General features: G+C 60.0%; 12 protein-coding genes. 7 read left to right on the forward strand and 5 right to left on the reverse strand.

Going from position 1 to position 17,407, the window contains the following annotated elements; translation table 11 throughout:
- Nucleotides 1–2: 2 nt before the first annotated feature.
- From PSH91_RS19615 to PSH91_RS19630, 4 genes are read left to right on the forward strand one after another with little or no spacing between them, the layout of a single operon-like run.
- A complete protein-coding gene (locus tag PSH91_RS19615) occupies nt 3–839 on the forward strand; it encodes an ABC transporter permease subunit (RefSeq protein ID WP_160893164.1) in 837 nt (278 codons plus the stop codon).
- Nucleotides 826–1,626 (forward strand): ABC transporter permease, encoded by an 801-nt coding sequence (locus PSH91_RS19620; protein ID WP_047229649.1) that lies wholly within the window; start codon nt 826–828, stop codon nt 1,624–1,626. The genes PSH91_RS19615 and PSH91_RS19620 overlap by 14 nt, the downstream gene beginning before the upstream one ends.
- A complete protein-coding gene (locus tag PSH91_RS19625) occupies nt 1,623–2,612 on the forward strand; it encodes an ABC transporter ATP-binding protein (protein WP_047229650.1) in 990 nt (329 codons plus the stop codon). Before PSH91_RS19620 ends, PSH91_RS19625 begins: the two co-directional genes overlap by 4 nt.
- 46 nt (nt 2,613–2,658) lie before the next feature.
- Nucleotides 2,659–3,312, forward strand: coding sequence for an HAD family phosphatase (locus PSH91_RS19630; RefSeq protein ID WP_107321754.1), 654 nt, complete (start codon nt 2,659–2,661; stop codon nt 3,310–3,312).
- A 105-nt stretch (nt 3,313–3,417) separates the two neighbouring features.
- Here the strand turns inward: PSH91_RS19630 and PSH91_RS19635 are convergent, their stop codons facing one another.
- Together PSH91_RS19635 and PSH91_RS19640 are read right to left on the reverse strand one after the other, a co-directional pair.
- Nucleotides 3,418–4,206, reverse strand: coding sequence for a DUF2182 domain-containing protein (locus tag PSH91_RS19635; RefSeq protein ID WP_305466543.1), 789 nt, complete (start codon nt 4,204–4,206; stop codon nt 3,418–3,420).
- 2 nt (nt 4,207–4,208) lie between these two features.
- Nucleotides 4,209–4,844: a DUF1326 domain-containing protein gene (locus PSH91_RS19640; RefSeq protein ID WP_047229653.1), complete on the reverse strand. Its 636-nt coding sequence runs from the start codon at nt 4,842–4,844 to the stop codon at nt 4,209–4,211.
- Between the two features lie 487 nt (nt 4,845–5,331).
- On the opposite strand from PSH91_RS19640, the gene PSH91_RS19645 reads away from it, so the two are divergent.
- Entirely contained in the window at nt 5,332–6,915 is a 1,584-nt protein-coding gene (locus PSH91_RS19645; protein WP_155417192.1) for a hypothetical protein, read from the forward strand.
- A 72-nt stretch (nt 6,916–6,987) separates the two neighbouring features.
- Here PSH91_RS19645 and PSH91_RS19650 read toward each other — a convergent pair whose 3' ends face one another.
- Entirely contained in the window at nt 6,988–7,950 is a 963-nt protein-coding gene (locus tag PSH91_RS19650; RefSeq protein WP_305466546.1) for a zinc-binding dehydrogenase, read from the reverse strand.
- A 139-nt stretch (nt 7,951–8,089) separates the two neighbouring features.
- Here PSH91_RS19650 and PSH91_RS19655 point away from each other — a divergent pair, with 139 nt between their 5' ends.
- Both PSH91_RS19655 and PSH91_RS19660 read left to right on the forward strand, forming a co-directional pair.
- Nucleotides 8,090–10,168 (forward strand): carboxy terminal-processing peptidase, encoded by a 2,079-nt coding sequence (locus PSH91_RS19655; RefSeq protein WP_305468567.1) that lies wholly within the window; start codon nt 8,090–8,092, stop codon nt 10,166–10,168.
- A 130-nt stretch (nt 10,169–10,298) separates the two neighbouring features.
- Nucleotides 10,299–12,080, forward strand: coding sequence for a bifunctional diguanylate cyclase/phosphodiesterase (locus PSH91_RS19660; protein ID WP_305466547.1), 1,782 nt, complete (start codon nt 10,299–10,301; stop codon nt 12,078–12,080).
- Nucleotides 12,081–12,130: 50 nt separating this feature from the next.
- Here PSH91_RS19660 and PSH91_RS19665 read toward each other — a convergent pair whose 3' ends face one another.
- Both PSH91_RS19665 and PSH91_RS19670 read right to left on the reverse strand, forming a co-directional pair.
- The gene (locus PSH91_RS19665) at nt 12,131–12,550 is read right to left on the reverse strand and encodes a hypothetical protein (protein ID WP_274091327.1); all 420 of its coding nucleotides are present in this window, start codon (nt 12,548–12,550) and stop codon (nt 12,131–12,133) included.
- Complete coding sequence (locus PSH91_RS19670; RefSeq protein WP_305466548.1) at nt 12,547–17,346, reverse strand: RHS repeat-associated core domain-containing protein; 4,800 nt, start codon at nt 17,344–17,346, stop codon at nt 12,547–12,549. The genes PSH91_RS19665 and PSH91_RS19670 overlap by 4 nt, the downstream gene beginning before the upstream one ends.
- Between the last annotated feature and the right edge of the window lie 61 nt (nt 17,347–17,407).

The raw sequence follows: 17,407 nt of genomic DNA on the forward strand, positions 1-17,407 counted from the left end.
CCATGACGCGCGGCAAATGGCTGGCAGCGTTGTGCCTGGTGCCCTTCGCGATTTTCTTCATCGTGTTCCAGATCGCGCCGCTGCTTTGGGTGCTGGTCAACAGCCTGGAATCGGAAGAGTTCGGCTGGGGCCTGGCCAATTTCAGCAAGATTTTCAGTTCGAAGTTCTACCGCCAAGCGATCCAGCACAGCCTGGAAATCAGTTTCTGGTCCAGCGTGTTCGGCATCATCATCGCCGTGCTCGGCAGCTATTCCCTGCGTCGGGTCGATTCGCGCCTGCGCAACTTCGTCAACGCCTTCGCCAACATGACCAGCAACTTCGCCGGCGTGCCCCTGGCCTTCGCCTTCATCATTTTGCTGGGGTTCAACGGCAGCATCACGATCATGCTCAAACAGGCGGGGATCATTGAAGATTTCAACCTGTACTCGAAAACCGGGCTGATCATCCTCTACACCTACTTCCAGATTCCCCTGGGCGTACTGCTGCTCTACCCGGCCTTCGACGCGCTGCGCGAGGACTGGCGCGAATCCGCTGCGCTGCTGGGCGCCAACGGCTGGCAGTTCTGGCGGCACATCGGCTTGCCGGTGCTGACCCCGGCGCTGCTGGGCACGTTCGTGATCCTGCTGGCCAATGCGCTCGGTGCCTACGCCACGGTGTATGCGCTAACCACCGGTAACTTCAACGTCCTGCCGATTCGCATCGCCGCCATGGTCTCCGGGGACATCTCCCTTGACCCGAACATGGCCAGCGCCCTGGCCGTGGTGCTGGTGGCGCTGATGACCCTGGTGACCGTCGTCCATCAGTTGCTGCTCAAGAGGAGCTACCATGTCTCGCGCTGAATCGAGCTCTGCCGGGCTCTATCATCGGCTGGTGGTGTATTTGCTGTTCGCCATCCTGCTGTTGCCCCTGGCCGGCACGCTGATCTACTCCATCGCCAGCAGTTGGTCGGCCACCGTGCTGCCCAGCGGTTTCACCTTCAAGTGGTACGTGCAGCTGTGGAGCGATCCGCGTTTTCTCAACGCCTTCGGTCAATCGCTGATCGTCTGCGTCGGGGCGCTGGTGCTGTCCGTGGTACTGATCCTGCCCCTGCTGTTTGTGGTGCATTACCACTTTCCAAAGCTCGACGCACTGATGAACATCCTCATCCTGCTGCCCTTCGCGGTGCCGCCGGTAGTGTCTTCAGTGGGGCTGTTGCAACTCTACGGTTCCGGGCCGCTGGCGATGGTGGGCACGCCGTGGATCCTGATCGGTTGCTACTTCACCGTTGCCCTGCCATTCATGTATCGGGCGATCACCAACAACCTGCAAGCCATCAACCTGCGCGACCTCATGGACGCCGCCCAACTGCTAGGCGCCAGCACGTTCCAGGCGGCTTTGCTGGTGGTACTGCCGAACTTGCGCAAGGGCTTGATGGTGGCGCTGCTGCTGTCTTTCTCGTTTCTGTTCGGTGAGTTCGTGTTTGCCAACATCCTGGTCGGCACCCGCTATGAAACCCTGCAGGTGTACCTGAACAACATGCGCAACAGCAGCGGTCACTTCACCAGTGCGCTGGTGATTTCCTACTTCTTCTTCGTACTGGTCCTGACCTGGGCGGCCAACATCTTGAACAAGGACAAAAGCCAATGAGCTACGTCAGCGTCCAACACCTGCAAAAAAGCTATGCCGGCACACCGGTGTTCAGCGACATCAATTGCGAAATCCACAAGGGCGAGTTCGTCACCCTCCTCGGCCCTTCCGGCTGCGGCAAGTCCACACTGCTGCGCTGCATTGCCGGCCTGACCGCGGTGGATGCCGGACAGATCCTTTTGGACGGACAGGACATCGTCCCGCTGAGCCCGCAGAAACGCGGGATCGGCATGGTGTTCCAGAGCTACGCCTTGTTTCCCAACATGACCGTGGAACAGAACGTCGCCTTCGGCCTGCGCATGCAAAAGGTTGCGACCGAGGACAGCCGCCAACGGGTACTGGAGATTTTGCGGCTGGTGGAGCTGCACGACTTCGCCGCTCGCTACCCCCATCAACTTTCCGGCGGCCAATGCCAGCGCGTGGCCCTGGCCCGCTCCCTGGTGACCCGCCCGCGCCTGTTGCTGCTGGACGAGCCGCTGTCGGCCCTGGATGCACGGATTCGTAAACATTTGCGCGAGCAGATCCGACAGATACAACGCGAACTGGGCCTGACCACGATCTTCGTCACACACGATCAGGAAGAAGCGCTGACCATGTCCGACCGGATTTTCCTGATGAACCAGGGAAAGATCGTACAAAGCGGCGATGCCGAAACCCTTTACACTGCGCCGGTCGATGTCTTTGCCGCCGGCTTCATCGGCAACTACAACCTGCTGGACGCCGACAGCGCCAGCAAACTGCTGCAACGGCCAGTGACCGGTCGCATCGCCATTCGCCCGGAGGCCATTGAACTGAGCCGCAGCGGCGAGCCCGATGCACTGATCCGCAGCCACAGCCTGCTGGGCAACGTGATCCGCTACCGGGTCGAGGCTCGCGGCGTAGAGCTGGTGGTCGACGTGCTCAATCGTTCCGCCGCCGATTTGCACCCCGATGGCACACGACTGTCACTTTCCATCGATTCGACGGCGCTGTGTGAGGTAGCCTGATGGCTTTATTGATTTTGAAGTTGATTTTTAAAAGGGAAACGCGCTGATGGCCCTGGCAATTTTTGATCTGGACGAAACCCTGATCCACGGCGATTGCGCCACCCTCTGGAGCGAGCAGATGGGGCGCCTGGGCTGGGTCGATCCAGAGTCGTTCATGCGTCGCAACAATGAGCTGATGGACGCCTACAGCCACGGCAAGCTGCGCATGGAAGAATACATGGACTTCAGCCTGGAACCGATGATCGGCCGCACCCCGGAAGAAATCGAACACCTGGTGACGCCGTGGGTGGAAGACTTCATCGAACCGATCATCTTCAGCGACGCCACCAAAACCATCGCCGAACACCGCAAGGCCGGTGACCGGATCCTGGTGATCTCCGCCTCCGGCACGCACCTGGTCAAGCCGATTGCCGAACGGCTGGGCATCGATGAGATCCTGGCGATTGAGCTTGAGGTGAGTCATGGGGTGTACAGCGGCAAGACCGTCGGCACCCTGACCTATCGCGAAGGCAAGATCGCACGGCTGCTGGACTGGCTGGATGCCGAGGAAGAAAACCTTGAGGGCGCAAGTTTCTATTCTGACTCGCGCAACGACCTGCCGCTGCTACAGCGGGTGGATTATCCCCATGTGGTGAACCCGGATGCGGTGTTGAAGGCCCATGCCGAATCGGCCGGGTGGCCGATTCATACCTGGAAATAAGCCCCCTGTGGGAGCGAGCCTGCTCGCGATTGCGGTGTGTCAGTTAAATCAATGCCTGCTGATCCATCGCAATCGCGAGCAGGCTCGCTCCCACACAGGTTTAGCCTAGCCCAGCAGCAGCCACAGGCTCCAGCAGAGCAACAACACACCGCAGATACGACTGAGCCAGAGTCCCTGCGGCAGGTTCTTCTCCAGCAGGATGAAGGCACCGATCACTGCCACCCAGAGCAGGTTCATCACGCCGACCACGAATAGCAGGCCCATCAGGGCCCAGCAGCAGCCCAGGCAGTAAGCGCCATGGGCCAGCCCCATGCGCCAGCCGCCGAGCACGCCGGGGCGCCAGTAGCCGAGAAGAAAATGCAGCGGCCCGCGACAATGCTCAAGGCAGACCGCCTTGCTTGGCGACCACTGATAGATGCCTGCGACCAGCAGCAGGCCAGCGCCCAGCGCGGTACTGCTGCTGCGCATCCCCGGACTGAGCAAGGCCAGCCGCTCGAGCGCCCATTGCAGCGCCGTGGCGCCCAGGGCGAAACCAACCCAGACCAGGCCATAGGCGCTGCAGAACAGCAGCAGGGCCAGGTGTCGCTGCGGTGCCGGCATACGCTTGCGCAGCATCTGCTGGTAGATCAGCAGCATGGGCAAGGCGCTGGGCAGCATCATGCCGATCATCATCACCGCCCACATGGCGAACATCAGCAGCGCATCGCCCAGGCTCCAGGGCATGAGCATACCGGCCATTGCCGCATCGGCCATGCCGCCCGGCGCACTCATGTCACGGGCCATCTGCAGCAGCACCAGCCAAGCCAAGGCGGTCAGCGCGAGCAGGCAGAGCAGGAACAACAACTGCTCGCCTGTCAGTCGCTTGCTCTGCGCCGCCGCCTGGGGTTCTGCCATCTTTACGGCTCTATGCCATGACCGGTGAAATGCACGTGGGCGAGGTGGCTATGGCTGTCCTGGGATTGAAGCTTGAGCGCTGAATGCGTCTGGTAGCTGCCGCTGGCCACTTCAGCCTCAAGGAACTCGAAGCCGTTGGGCAGGGACAGGCGGACTCGATGAGGTGAACCGTCGATCGGGCTGCGGATCGGCTCGCCGCTGGCCTGCAATACGCCGGGAATGTCCAGGTGCGCCAAACGCTGATCGACATCGATGGACAGGGTGATGGGCACGAACTGCGGTTCGAACATTTCACTCATGGTGCTGCTGAACACCTGAAACACGTTGGCCCCGGGGTCGCTCTCCAGACCAGAGAGGATGGTCAGCAGGGCCTGGCGTTGCGCCTCGTCGGCGCGTTCATCGATGAACACCTGACAACTGCCGTTGCCCTCATGGATGGCGCCCGGCCAAGCGAAGGTGGCGGCCCAACACAAGCCTCCCAACGCCACTTGATTGAAATACCCGCGTTCCACTCGCATCGACGCCACCGCGTGGCAGTGGCCATGGGTCGGTGGCGCGTCGAATTGACAGGGACAGCCCCAATTGCAGTTGCAGGCAATGAATTCGACGCCCTGCATGCGCCATTCGGCGATGGTCATGATCAACCTCTTCACCTGGCGGGTGAAATGAAAGCTGCGGTTACCCCCATCCCTCCATTAGTTAACGCTAGCAGGGTGCGCGCATCGGCTATGGGCTGCCGACCAAAGGTCGGTTTGCCTGGGTTCGCCGGTCAGAGGTGGAAGCCTCCGGCGATAGGCATGAGGGTGCCATTCAAGCCTGCTGGGGCATGCGTTTTTTACTGAGCCAATATGTTCATGGATCATGCGGAGTCACTTTGCAGTCATCACAACATCTCTTCTGTCAGGACACTAATCAGAGAGACATCTATTACTCTCGAAACTTCTCTAAAGCGTTTTTTATGCGATGTCTACTGTCAGACTTTACAGGTCGCTCAGACTAACCGACAGATGGCGCTTGTTCTTCCTTTGACCTGTTATTTCTAACAGTAGACGCATGGCTGTATCCGCAGGTTAATAACTCCACGCCCTGTTTTTACTCGACAGTCGCCCCGCGACGGGAGCCCTCATGAACAAGTACCTTGAACAGTGGATTTTTACCCACACCAGCATAAAGGCACTTACGGCCCTCGCGCTCGCCGTATTATTTGGTTGCGCAACTCAACTGCCGTCGCCACCACCCGACATTCAGTCTTCCAGTAGTTATGAACGCTCCGGTGAGGAAACAGCCCGAAAGCTGACCACGGCGTATCACAATACCGCCGCCAACTGCGGCACGCCCACCACACCAGCCTTTCTCTGCTCAGGGGTAACGCTACGCATCACTAAAACCAGCAATAATTACGATCCATGGGATCATAGCGACTTCTCAAGAAAAACCGACGCAGTCTCATTTTCTTATTTGAGAGCCGATACAAAGTTTGTTCGCACCCCCTGGTATGGTGTCAATGGCTTGATTTTCTATCCTTATCTCAACGCCCCCGCCGGAAAAATAAAACCCGAAGTTATCTGTTACTTTCCACTCGACGGCGCTACGTTTTATCGCGATGCCGCGGGGCAGTATGGATGCAGAGACAGTATCGTGCCTCCGCGAGTATTTGCTGACAGCACGCCTTGTCGAGAACAAAACATTACCACCGCGGAACAATGGGTGGCCCATTATCGAAAGGTCTCTCAATATAGAACCGCGCACTCCTGCGCCTTTATGGTAACGAGCAGCCTGGATGCAGAAGCAGTCCAAGGCTTCAACCAGGCCATTCGGGTTCGTTCATTGATCCCCGATGAGGCTTTTGCCGATCACAACGAGCTGCGCATCAAAGCCTGGCCTGAAAATGAGCCCGGAGTATTGCCAATTCAGGCCTTCTTCTACATCGACACAGGGCTGGCGAATGCCCAAATCGACCAACAGAAATATTACGACCGCACCGGGGGCATGGTGGTCCCCATCATTCGTCTGACCATACCCGGCACCCCGTCTGCAGATGCCACGTTTGTCTATAACGCCGCGGACCAGGCTGTCCTTCCCATCACCCCGGGGAAACTCAAACCCAAGGTTCCCAAAGCCTATAACGCAGCGGGCGACCATCTGAAAATGAGTGATATCTACACCGACACGTATGTGGATGTTGAAGTACCTCACTACACCGGTATGCATGCTACCGATACCATCCGGGCGCGCTGGCAGGGTCGGGTCAACTACAACAGTCCAATTATCGAAGTGGGTGATCCCCCCGGGAAAAGACTGATCCCGATTCCTCGTCTGGAAGTCGTCGACAATATCGGTCGATCTGTCGTGGTCGGCTATTCCGTCAAGGAAAAAGGGATTGGCGAGACGATAGAGTCAGACAGGTTGACGCTGCATATCGACCCGCAAGCGGTGGATCCATTACCGGCACCGAGTTATTCCAACTTGAAGGTTAGCGTGAACTACGGCGGTGAGACAGGCTACACCGTCAGGGTTCGTTGGGCCGGTGTCACCACCCACGATACTGAAAACCAGGATGTGACGTCCGGCCAAGCCAACGTTTTTGACATTCCCAGTGCCTGGGTATCCGAAAACAGCGGAAAAACCGTCCTGATCAACTACTCGATTGTCCGTAAAAACAGCAACGAGCAACGGATGTTCTCTCAGGTCCTAAGGGTTAACCTCTAGGTCAACCCTTTAGCAGCACGTGGTTTTCCACATTCAGGCGGTACCGCAAAGCCTGGGTTCGACTCCCCGGAATCAGCCCAGGCTTTCATCGATCACCAACACCAACTTTCCTGACACCTTGTTGCTCGCCAGCTCGGCAAACGCCGCTTCGGCATCCTTGATCGCAAAGGTCCTGGCCAGTTGCGGGCTCAGGCGTTTGTCGGTGAACAGCGGCCACACCTGGTGCCCCAGCTCACTGATCAGGTCGGCCTTGAACTGATCGTCACGACTGCGCAAGGTCGAGCCGAGCAATTGGATACGCTTGCCCAGTACCTGCGCCAGATCGAGTTCGGTCGAGCGCCCGCCCATCAGGCCGATCAACACCCAACGGCCGTCAACTGACAAAAGTTTCACGTTCAATGCAGCGTAGTTCGCGCCCACCGGATCGAGGATCACATCGAAGGGGGCGAAGTCGTTCAGGCTCTCGAGGCCATCGGTGCGTATCACGCCGCCCTGGGCCCCCAGCGCCTCGCAATAACTCAGACGATCAGCCGAACCGACGCTGACCCAGCACGGGTTGCCAAAGGCCTTGCATAACTGGATCGCGGCCGAACCGACACCGCTGGCCCCGGCGTGCAGCAGCACTTTCTCCCCCGGTTTGAGTGTAGCCAGCTGAAACAGATTGAGCCACGCGGTGCTGTAAACCTCAGGCAGCGCGGCCGCCTCAGCCAGGGATAACCCTTCGGGCACCGGCAGGACATGCCGGCCATCGACCACCACCTCTTCGGCCATCCCGCCGCCGGCCAGCAGGGCGCAAACGCGATCGCCAATCTGCCACGAGGAGCCCGCTCCGACCTCGCTGATCACACCGGCGCACTCCAGGCCTAGCACCTGACTGGCACCGGGCGGCGGCGGATAATGTCCGGCCTTTTGTAACAAATCGGCTCGATTCAGACCGGCGGCCGCCACACGGATGCGGACTTGCCCTACATCACACGTCGGACTTGGCTCATCTGCCCATACCACTTGGCCTTCAACGCCTTGCAATGCTTTCACGGTGCCTCCATAGTGAGTCTCGACTGGGCCCGCTGCTGTAACGCCGGGCTTTCTTGCATTATGCGCCCGGGCCACATGGAACCGGCGACTTCAAAGACGGCCTAATATGCGTTATCAATTGTCCCTGCGTCGAATCAGCATGAAGCACCTGTTCCCCAGCACCGCCCTCGCGCTTGTCATTGGCCTCGGTCTGTTGCCGCTGTCGAGCGATACGTTCGCAGCCAATAGCTGGGACAAGCTTCAGCCCGATCGCGACGAGGTGATTGCCAGCCTCAACGTCGTTGAATTGCTCAAGCGCCATCATTACAGCAAGCCGCCGCTCGATGACGCGCGCTCGGTCATCATCTACGACAGCTACCTGAAGCTGCTTGATCCCTCGCGCAGCTATTTCATGGCCAGCGACATCGCTGAATTCGACAAGTGGAAAACCCAGTTCGACGATTTCCTCAAGAGCGGCGACCTGAACGCCGGGTTCATCATCTACAAGCGCTACCTGGATCGCGTGAAGGCGCGTCTGGATTACACCCTTGCCGAGTTGAACAAAGGCGTCGACAAGATCGACTTCAATACCAAGGAAACCTTGCAGGTGGATCGCAAGGACGCCGCCTGGCTCAGAAGCACCGCTGAACTTGACGACCTGTGGCGCAAACGCGTCAAGGACGAAGTGTTGCGCATGAAGATCGCCGGCAAGGACTCCAAGCAGATCCAGGAAACCCTGACCAAACGCTACAAGAACCAACTGGCCCGTCTGGACCAGACTCGCGCCGAAGATATCTTCCAGGCGTACATCAATACCTTCGCCATGTCCTACGACCCGCACACCAATTATCTGTCGCCCGATAATGCGGAAAACTTCGACATCAACATGAGCCTGTCCCTGGAAGGCATCGGCGCGGTGCTGCAGAGCGACAACGATCAAGTGAAGATCGTGCGCCTGGTGCCGGCAGGACCTGCCGACAAGACTAAACAGGTCGGCCCGGCGGACAAGATCATTGGTGTCGCCCAGGGCAACAAGGAAATGGTCGACGTGGTCGGCTGGCGCCTGGACGAAGTGGTCAAGCTGATCCGCGGCCCGAAAGGCTCGGTAGTGCGCCTGGAAGTCATCCCGGCCAGCAATGCGCCGAACGACCAGACCAGCAAAGTCGTGGCCATCACCCGTGAAGCGGTGAAGCTGGAAGAGCAGGCTGCAAAAAAATCTGTCCTCAAACTGAAACAGGATGGCAAGGACTACAAGCTCGGTGTGATCGAGATCCCGGCTTTCTATCTGGACTTCAAGGCCTTCCGCGCCGGTGATCCGAACTACAAGAGCACCACGCGCGATGTGAAGAAGCTGCTGACCGAGTTGCAGAAGGAAAAAGTCGACGGTGTCGTCATCGACTTGCGCAACAACGGCGGCGGCTCCCTCCAGGAAGCTACGGAACTGACCAGCCTGTTCATCGACAAGGGCCCGACCGTGCTCGTGCGTAACGCCGATGGCCGCGTGGATGTGCTTGAGGATGAAAATCCGGGGGCGTTCTACAAGGGCCCGATGGCCTTGCTGGTCAACCGTCTGTCGGCATCGGCCTCGGAGATTTTCGCCGGCGCCATGCAGGACTATCACCGGGCACTGATCATCGGCGGCCAGACCTTCGGCAAAGGCACCGTGCAGACCATCCAGCCGCTCAACCATGGCGAACTGAAGCTGACCCTGGCCAAGTTCTACCGGGTTTCCGGCCAGAGCACCCAGCACCAGGGTGTACTGCCGGACATCGATTACCCGTCGATCATCGACACCAAGGAAATCGGTGAAAGCGCCCTGCCCGAGGCCATGCCGTGGGACACCATCCGGCCTGCGATCAAGCCGGCCGTGGATCCGTTCAAGCCATTCCTGGCGCAACTCAAGTCCGATCATGACGCTCGCACGTCCCAGGACGCGGAGTTTGTCTTCATCCGCGACAAGCTGGCTTTGGCGCAAAAGTTGATGCTGGAGAAAACCGTCACCCTCAACGAAGCCGAGCGTCGCGCACAGCATGCCGACATCGAAGCCAAGCAACTGACCATGGAAAACCTGCGGCGCAAGGCCAAGGGTGAAGAGCCGCTCAAGGAACTGAAGAAAGAGGATGAAGACCTGATCGCCGAGCCGGAAAAAACCAAACCGGAAGACGATGCCTACCTGAGCGAGACCGGTCGTATCCTCATCGATTACCTGAAACTCAACACGGCGATTGCCAAGCACTGACATGATGGCCATTTAATGCTGACGCTCCCCGGAGCGTCATCAAACTGACATCATTCTGTCGTGAAATACAGGACCGGGCGCCCCCTTGAACGGGTGGCGCCCAGTCCTTTTTTTATCGCCAGAGATTGCCATGACCACGACAGAACAGCTGAGTGCCTTGAGTTCGATCCTGGCTCAAAGCGGTTTACACAGCCTGTTCCAACCCATCATTTGCCTTTCCGAACGGCGCATCGTCGGTTATGAAGCCCTGACCCGGGGCCCGTCCAACAGCCCGCTGCACTCGCCCATCGCCCTACTTTCGGTGGCCCGCCAGGCCGGACGCCTCAGTGAGCTGGAACTGGCCTGCCGACGCAGCGCCTGCCAACGTTTCAATGAGCAGAAACTGCCGGGCAAGCTGTTCCTCAACGTCTCGCCCGAATCCCTGCTCGAAGCCGCCCACCAGACCGGACGCACCTTGCAACTGTTGCAAGATTTCGGCATCCCGCCCAGCCAGGTGGTGATCGAACTGACCGAACAAACGCCGATCGATGACTTCCAACTCCTGCAAACCGCCCTGCATCATTATCGGGCCATGGGTTTCTCCATCGCCCTGGACGATCTGGGCGCCGGGTATTCGAGCCTGCGGCTGTGGTCCGAATTGCGCCCCGATTATGTGAAGATCGACCGGCACTTCATCGATGGTATTCACCAGGATGCCCTCAAGCGCGAATTTGTCGGCTCGATCCTCAAAATCGCCCGGGCTTCCCGCGCCCAGGTGATTGCCGAGGGAATCGAACTGCCGGAAGAACTGGCAGTATTGATAGAGATGGGCGTCGACCTGGTTCAGGGTTATCTGCTCGCTCGCCCACAGGAGCAGCCCTCCCGTGACGCCAGGGCGCTGATGCCCCGGCAGGACGCCGGCGCGGTGGCGTTGACCGACGAAGTCAACGACCTCGGGGCGCTGCTCAACGAACAACCGGCGGTGGCCCACGACACGCCGACGGCCAGCGTGCTTGAGGCGTTTCGACGCCAGGCCAACCTCAACTCTCTGGCGGTACTGGACGATCAGGACCAGCCCTGCGGCATCGTCCATCGTCACTCCCTTTCGGATGCCTTGCTCAAACCCTTCGCCACCGACCTGTTCGCCCGCAAACCCATCAGCCGCCTGATGAGCGATGACTTCCTGGCGGTGGAACTGAACCAGTCGCTGCAACAGGTCAGCCGCCTCATCACCAGCCGCGCCCGACAGCGCATCGAAGAAGACTTCATCATCACCCTCAACGGCAGTTACCTGGGCCTGGGCCGGGTGATCGACGTGCTCAAGCTCATCACCGAACTGAAAATCCAACAGGCCCGCTACGCCAACCCGCTGACCCTGCTGCCGGGTAACGTGCCGATCCAACAATGCCTGACACGCCTGCTGCAACAACGACAGGAATCAGTGATCTGCTACGTGGACATCGACAGCTTCAAACCCTTCAACGACATCTACGGCTACGGTCGCGGCGACGAAGTCCTGCTGTGCCTGGCCCAATGCCTGAACGAACGCATCGATCCCAGCCGCGACTTCGTCGGTCACATCGGCGGCGACGACTTCCTGCTGGTCCTCGGTCCGGAAGACTGGCGCAAACGCCTGAATCAATTACTGAGCGACTTCCAGACCCACTGCCGCCGCTTCTACCGCCCCGAGCATCTGGAAGCCGGCTGCTTCACCGCGCTGAATCGGCAGGGCGTTCGACAGGAATTTGCCTTGCTGTCGCTGTCGATTGGGGTGGTGCATTTGCGGGCTGAAGCCTGTGGGGAACTGGATGCCAGCCAATTGGCGGAACTGGCTTCGCAGGCCAAGCATCATGCCAAGGAGATTTTGGGGGGGAGCGTGTACTTGGTTGATGGTTTGGCTGGGCGGGAGGTTGTGGTGGGGTTGTCGGTGTGAGCGGACTCCCCATTCACCACGGCCCGAACGCTTGGCGTTAACCCTGTGGCCTACCACGTAGATGGATCTTCAAGAGCGGCTTTTCTGAGATCTTCTTTCCAAGTTTCTTTTGCCAACACATAAACATCCTGAAGAAATTCTTTAGGACTTTGTAAGTTGTACCATTCCCCTCGAGGCCAGCTACCCGCGCAATCTTCGTCTATCTCAAACAAACTTTTAAAGTCAAAATCCGGATCATTAAGCTTGTCACCCAAAAACCTCACCAATACATATTTATGCCTATAGGACAGGCACTCTAAATTCAGGCCATATTTAACAATCAACTCTGATCTGTCACGCTTATTCTCAGGATTGTAGACTTCCAGTATTGCCCCGAGTGTTTCTTCACGGTCATACACATCAAATTGACCAATAAACCACGTCAGATCAGGAACAAACTCCTCATTTATAAAAGGGTGCATCAGCATCATTTTTTCTCCGTAGGAAATCCAGTGTAAGGTACGCCATCTTTACTAAACTTCACTTCAAACCAATTTAAATCCTCGTTCAACTTAGGATTTTGCTTATCTTTTTTATTTGGTTTGTAGCCACGCCCTGCTCCCGACAACTCCTGCCTGACAACTCTATCGTTTTTGTGGTCCACACCAGTAAACGGATCCAGTCCAAGCTTTTCTCTTGTCATAGCTTTATTTAGCGCATTCAAATGAATTCGCCAGTTGCTGAATTGGGAGCTTAGGCTTCCATTAGCTCCCTTGGGAACTTCACCCGTGTGCGGATTCGCACCGTTAATGGCACGCTGTTTTAGCGCTACGTCTGATATTTCCGAACTGTGTTTTTCAACAGTGTGCATACGGTATTTTTCTTCCATAGCAACCACCCGTCTCTTAGCATTTGCCTCCCCAAACGCGTCAATCCGCGCCCGCCGCTGCTCCGCCGTCATCGGCAGCGCCGGCTCACCCTCATTCAACCCAACCTTAGCCGCCGGATCCTGACTACCAACCGCCGACCGGCACCCACCCTTCCCCGGACAATCCACCAACCCCAATGGATCCACCCACCCCGTCGGGTTCAGGGTGTAGCGATACCCGTTGAGGCCACCCGCCAGTTTGCTCGGGTCAGGCGTCAGGTAGCGGCCGGTTTCCGGATTGTAGTAGCGGTGCCGGTTGTAGTGCAGGCCGCTTTCGGGGTCGAAGTATTGGCCCTGGAAACGCAACGGTTGTTCCAGCTGTTCGCCGCCGCCGTGGACCAGTTCGGTGGTTTTGCCGTAGCCGCTGTAGCGTGCCGACCAGACGATGGTGCCGCCGTAGTTGGTCAATTCCTGGGGTGTGCCCAGGTGGTCGAGGTGGTAGTAGAACGGGCAGGCGTTCGGGCCTTTGCCGTCGAGCAGGGCCAGTGGGCGGAAGGTGCCCGGTTCGTAGACGTAGCTGCGGTGGTGGCGCGGGCTGCTTTCGGCGACGACCTGGTCGCCCTGCCAGAAAAATTCCGTGGTCAGGCCGTCCACGGTCTTGCTGATGCGTCGGCCGAAGGCGTCGTAGCGGTAGGACGTTTCGCGCCCGTGCGCCGTGGTGACGCCGATCAGTCGGTGTTGGCTGTCGTAGCGGTATTCGCTGACGAGGCACTGGGCCTTGCCGCGCCGTTCGCGGATCAGGTTGCCGAAGGCGTCGTAGTCGTAGTGGCGGTCGCCCTCCATCAGCAGGCGGTTGCCCTTGAGGCGGGTGGGGCCGGGGCGGTCCTGCATCAGCAGGTTGCCGGCCGGGTCGTGGGCGAAGTGTTCCGGCGGCTCGCTGTGGGAATAGTCGATGCCGATCAGGCGATCCAGCGGGTCGTATTGGTAATGGCGGCGGTTGCGCTTGTCGGAAATGGACTGCAGGTTGCCATTGGCGCTGTAGGCATAATCGCGCCAGAACAGTTGCTGCTGGTTCTGCCACACCGTCTGGGCCTTGAGCCGGCCCTGTTCGTCGTAGTCGTACTGGCTGAGCAGCAGGCCTTGGCGGCGCTGGCGTTCGCGCCCGCCGCTGAGCTGGTGTTCGGTGAGGCGCGAGCCGTTCAGGTCGATGGCCGTCAGCGCGCCGCCCCGGGCGTGGTGGTAGTCGAGCTGGCTGTTGTCCGGCAGGCGCAGGTGATTGAGGCGTCCGCAGGCGTCGTAGCGATAACGCAGGGTGCCCCAGCCCTGGTGTTCGCTGATCAGCCGGTCCTGGGCGTCGTATTCGAAGGCCAGCGGGTGATCGGTGCCGTCGTTGACGTGGACCAGCCGGCCCAGCCCGTCGTAGCGGTATTCGATGGCCTGGCCGTCGGGCAAGGTCTTGACCAGCAGCCGCCCGGCCCCGTCGCGCTGGTAGCGGGTGACCCATTGGGCGCCGTCCGCGCCGTGCTCGGTTTTCTCCAGCAGGTGGCCATTGAGGTCGTAGGCGTAGGCGGTGCGTTGGCCGTCAAAGCCGATCTGCTGTCGGATCAATCCGTTAGGCGTGTAGTCCAGCTGATATTTTTCGCCGGATTCGTTTTCGATTTCAGTCAGCAACAGCCGCGCCGAGTCGTAGCGATACTTCAGTTCGCTGCCGTCGGGGTTGAGGCGACGGCTGATCAGGTGCAGGTCCTCGGCGTATTCATAGCGGGTGGTCCGCCCCAGCTCATCGCGCTCGGCGGTGACCTTGCCGTAGGCGTTGTAGTGCCAGGCGCGGGTCGCACCACCCGGCAAGGTGGTTTCGAGCAGGCGGCCCACCGCGTCCCACTGGTAGTGCGTGAGGGCGCCGTGTTCGTCCTGGCGGGTCAGCAAACGCCCCAGGGCGTCGTAGGAAAAACACCGGCGCCCCGTGTCGGGCAGGGTTTCTTCGGTCAGTTGGCCCAGCTGATTGCGGGTAAACCGATGCTCGCCACCGTCGGGGTAACGGATCGCCAGCAATTGTCCTTGGGCGTCGTAGTCATAGCCGGTGCTCTGGCCGTGCGGATCGATGGCCTCGATTACATCGCCCTGGGTGTTGCGCCGGTATTGCCACACGGCTTTGCCGCGCGAGCGGGCGTGCAGGAAACCGTGGCGGTATTCGTAGGACGTCGGTTCCTCGTCCGGCGGAATCAGCGCCACCAGCCGTCCGGCTTCGTCGTAGCGGTATTCGGTGACGGCGCCCAGCGGGTCCTGTTCGGCGATCAGCCGGCCCTGGGGGTCATAGGCCTTGAGGTGCTCGCCGCCATCGGGCTCGACCTTGCGCACCAGCCGTGCCCGCTCGTCGTGGACGTACACTTCCTGACTGCCATCCAGGTGCTGGACCGTGACCTGCCCGTCCTCGCCCCAGGTGTAGCGGCTGTCCATCTGCGCAAACGAGGCCCAGTGCCGCACGCAGCGGGCTGCGCGGCCTGCCCCTTGCCATTCCCAGAAGAAACTCGCGCCGCCGGCCAGTTGCCGTTGCAGGATGACGTGCTGGTCGTCGTAGTCGTAGCGTTCGCTTTCGCCGGCGGCGTTGGTGGCTTCGATCAGTCGCCAGCGGGCGTCGTAGCGGTAAGCCACCAGGGTCTGTTCGGTGCGCCAGGCGTCGTCCAGGGTCAGGGCCGGGTGGAAGCTCTGGTAGTCGATGGCGACCAGGTGACGCTGCGCGTAACGCAAGCGCAGGGCGCGTCCGGCGCCGTTGTCCAGGCGGCTGATGTCGCCGTGGATGTTGCGCTTGATCGTCAGGCGGTTGGCGTAGCGGTCGCTGAGGACGGTCAGATGGCCGTCGCGAAAGTGTAGGAACAGCGCACCTTCGCCGGACTGGGCGATGATCAGTTCGTCCGGCTCGGCCCCCCGGTAAATCGCTGCGCGGGCCAGGCTGTTGTGGATCGCCGGGCGTTGCTCGCTGGGCAGCGGAAACGTCGTACGGCGGTTTTCCTGGTCGATCCAGATGACCTGCTCGCCTTCAAGCAACAGGCGATGCGCCAGGGCATGGCTCCAGCCGCGGCCCAGGCCGATGTCCAGGTCCACCGCGCTGGTGCGGTACAAGCGGGTGAAGACAAACGGCAGTCGGCCATCGAGGGTGCCGTCGTCCAGGGTCAGCAGCTCCTCGCCGGTGACCATCGACACCGGGCAGCCGCTGGTCTGGGTCAGGGCCGCGGTGTCGGCGCTATCACCGTTGGGGTTTTTCGATTGGCTGGGGGCGTCGTCGTAGGATTCGTCCTTTTGCAGTGTGGTATTGCGCTGCGCGTCCCAGCGCAGTTGCATCCGGCCCTTCTTCACTCCAGCCGCGATCCCCCGCGCCGCCACGGTTTTGTAGCGGTCCACATAGGTGATGAAACCGTTGACCACCGCGAAGATCGCGTTGATGAATCGCTGCGCGGCGCTCAGCAGACGCCCGCCAAACTGGCCCAGACGCATGGCCAGGTAAGCAACACCGGTCCCCGCCCCGGCGAAGGTCAGGACGACGCCGATCAGCAAGTCGATCACCAGTTGCACCACCGCCGTAGCGAGCGCTTCAGCGGTTTCACCGGCAACCTCACTGGGCGGCAGCATCTCCAGCCAGAGGCTGGCGGTGCGCACCAGCAGGCACAACGCCGCTTCGTCGCTGGCCAGCAATTGCAGCCTGGCCATGAGCAACGGCGTTTTTTCCGCCATGGCGCTTAGCTGATCCGCACTTTCGCCCAGCCGGTCTACAAACTCGCCAGGGTTCTTGAGGATGTCCGACAGCAGACTGATGCTGTCCCACACCCCCTCAATCGCCGCCCAACTGCCTGCGAGCAAACCATTGCCCACCGCGGCCGCCGAAGTCGCCAATGATTGCTGCGCCCACTGCGGCTTGAAGCCCTGCCACTGCCCGCGCAGCCACTGCGTCAGATCGTTGTTCAGGCCGTCGTAGGAAGAAAACAGGTCGGCGATTGTCTGGGGGGATACTTTGTCCTGGACGTGAACCCGATAGGACTTACCCGCCGTCCCCTGGAAAGTCCCCAGGCCCTCGGCATTCAGGGTGACGGGCGTGACCTCGCCGCTGTCCACGGCCACCACATCCACCACGATGCCGCCCAGCGGAATGTCGTACACCGACTCCAGTTTGCTCTCGATGGTCATCGGCCCGGCCGAGGGGCACTGGACAACGGTGGAGAGGAAATCATCATCGCCGATGCTGACAGCGGAGCTGCTGTCACCGAAACGAATCAGCCGCTCCATGCCCATCAGCGAAGGCAGGTCGGCCGCATGGCTGGCGCGGTCCGCCGTCTGGCTGTACCAGCGGTCGAGCTGCTCGCGGTAGAGCGTCAGGGTGTCTTTGAAGCTGTCGAGTTCCTGCTCGATACGGTGCACCTGATCCATCAGGACACGGCTCGATCAGGGGCCGGCAGGGAAAAACGATCGAACATGGGCAGACGTCTCG

The organism is Pseudomonas sp. FP1154 (genome assembly GCF_030687245.1).
GTDB classification, from domain to species: Bacteria; Pseudomonadota; Gammaproteobacteria; order Pseudomonadales; family Pseudomonadaceae; genus Aquipseudomonas; species Aquipseudomonas rhizophila.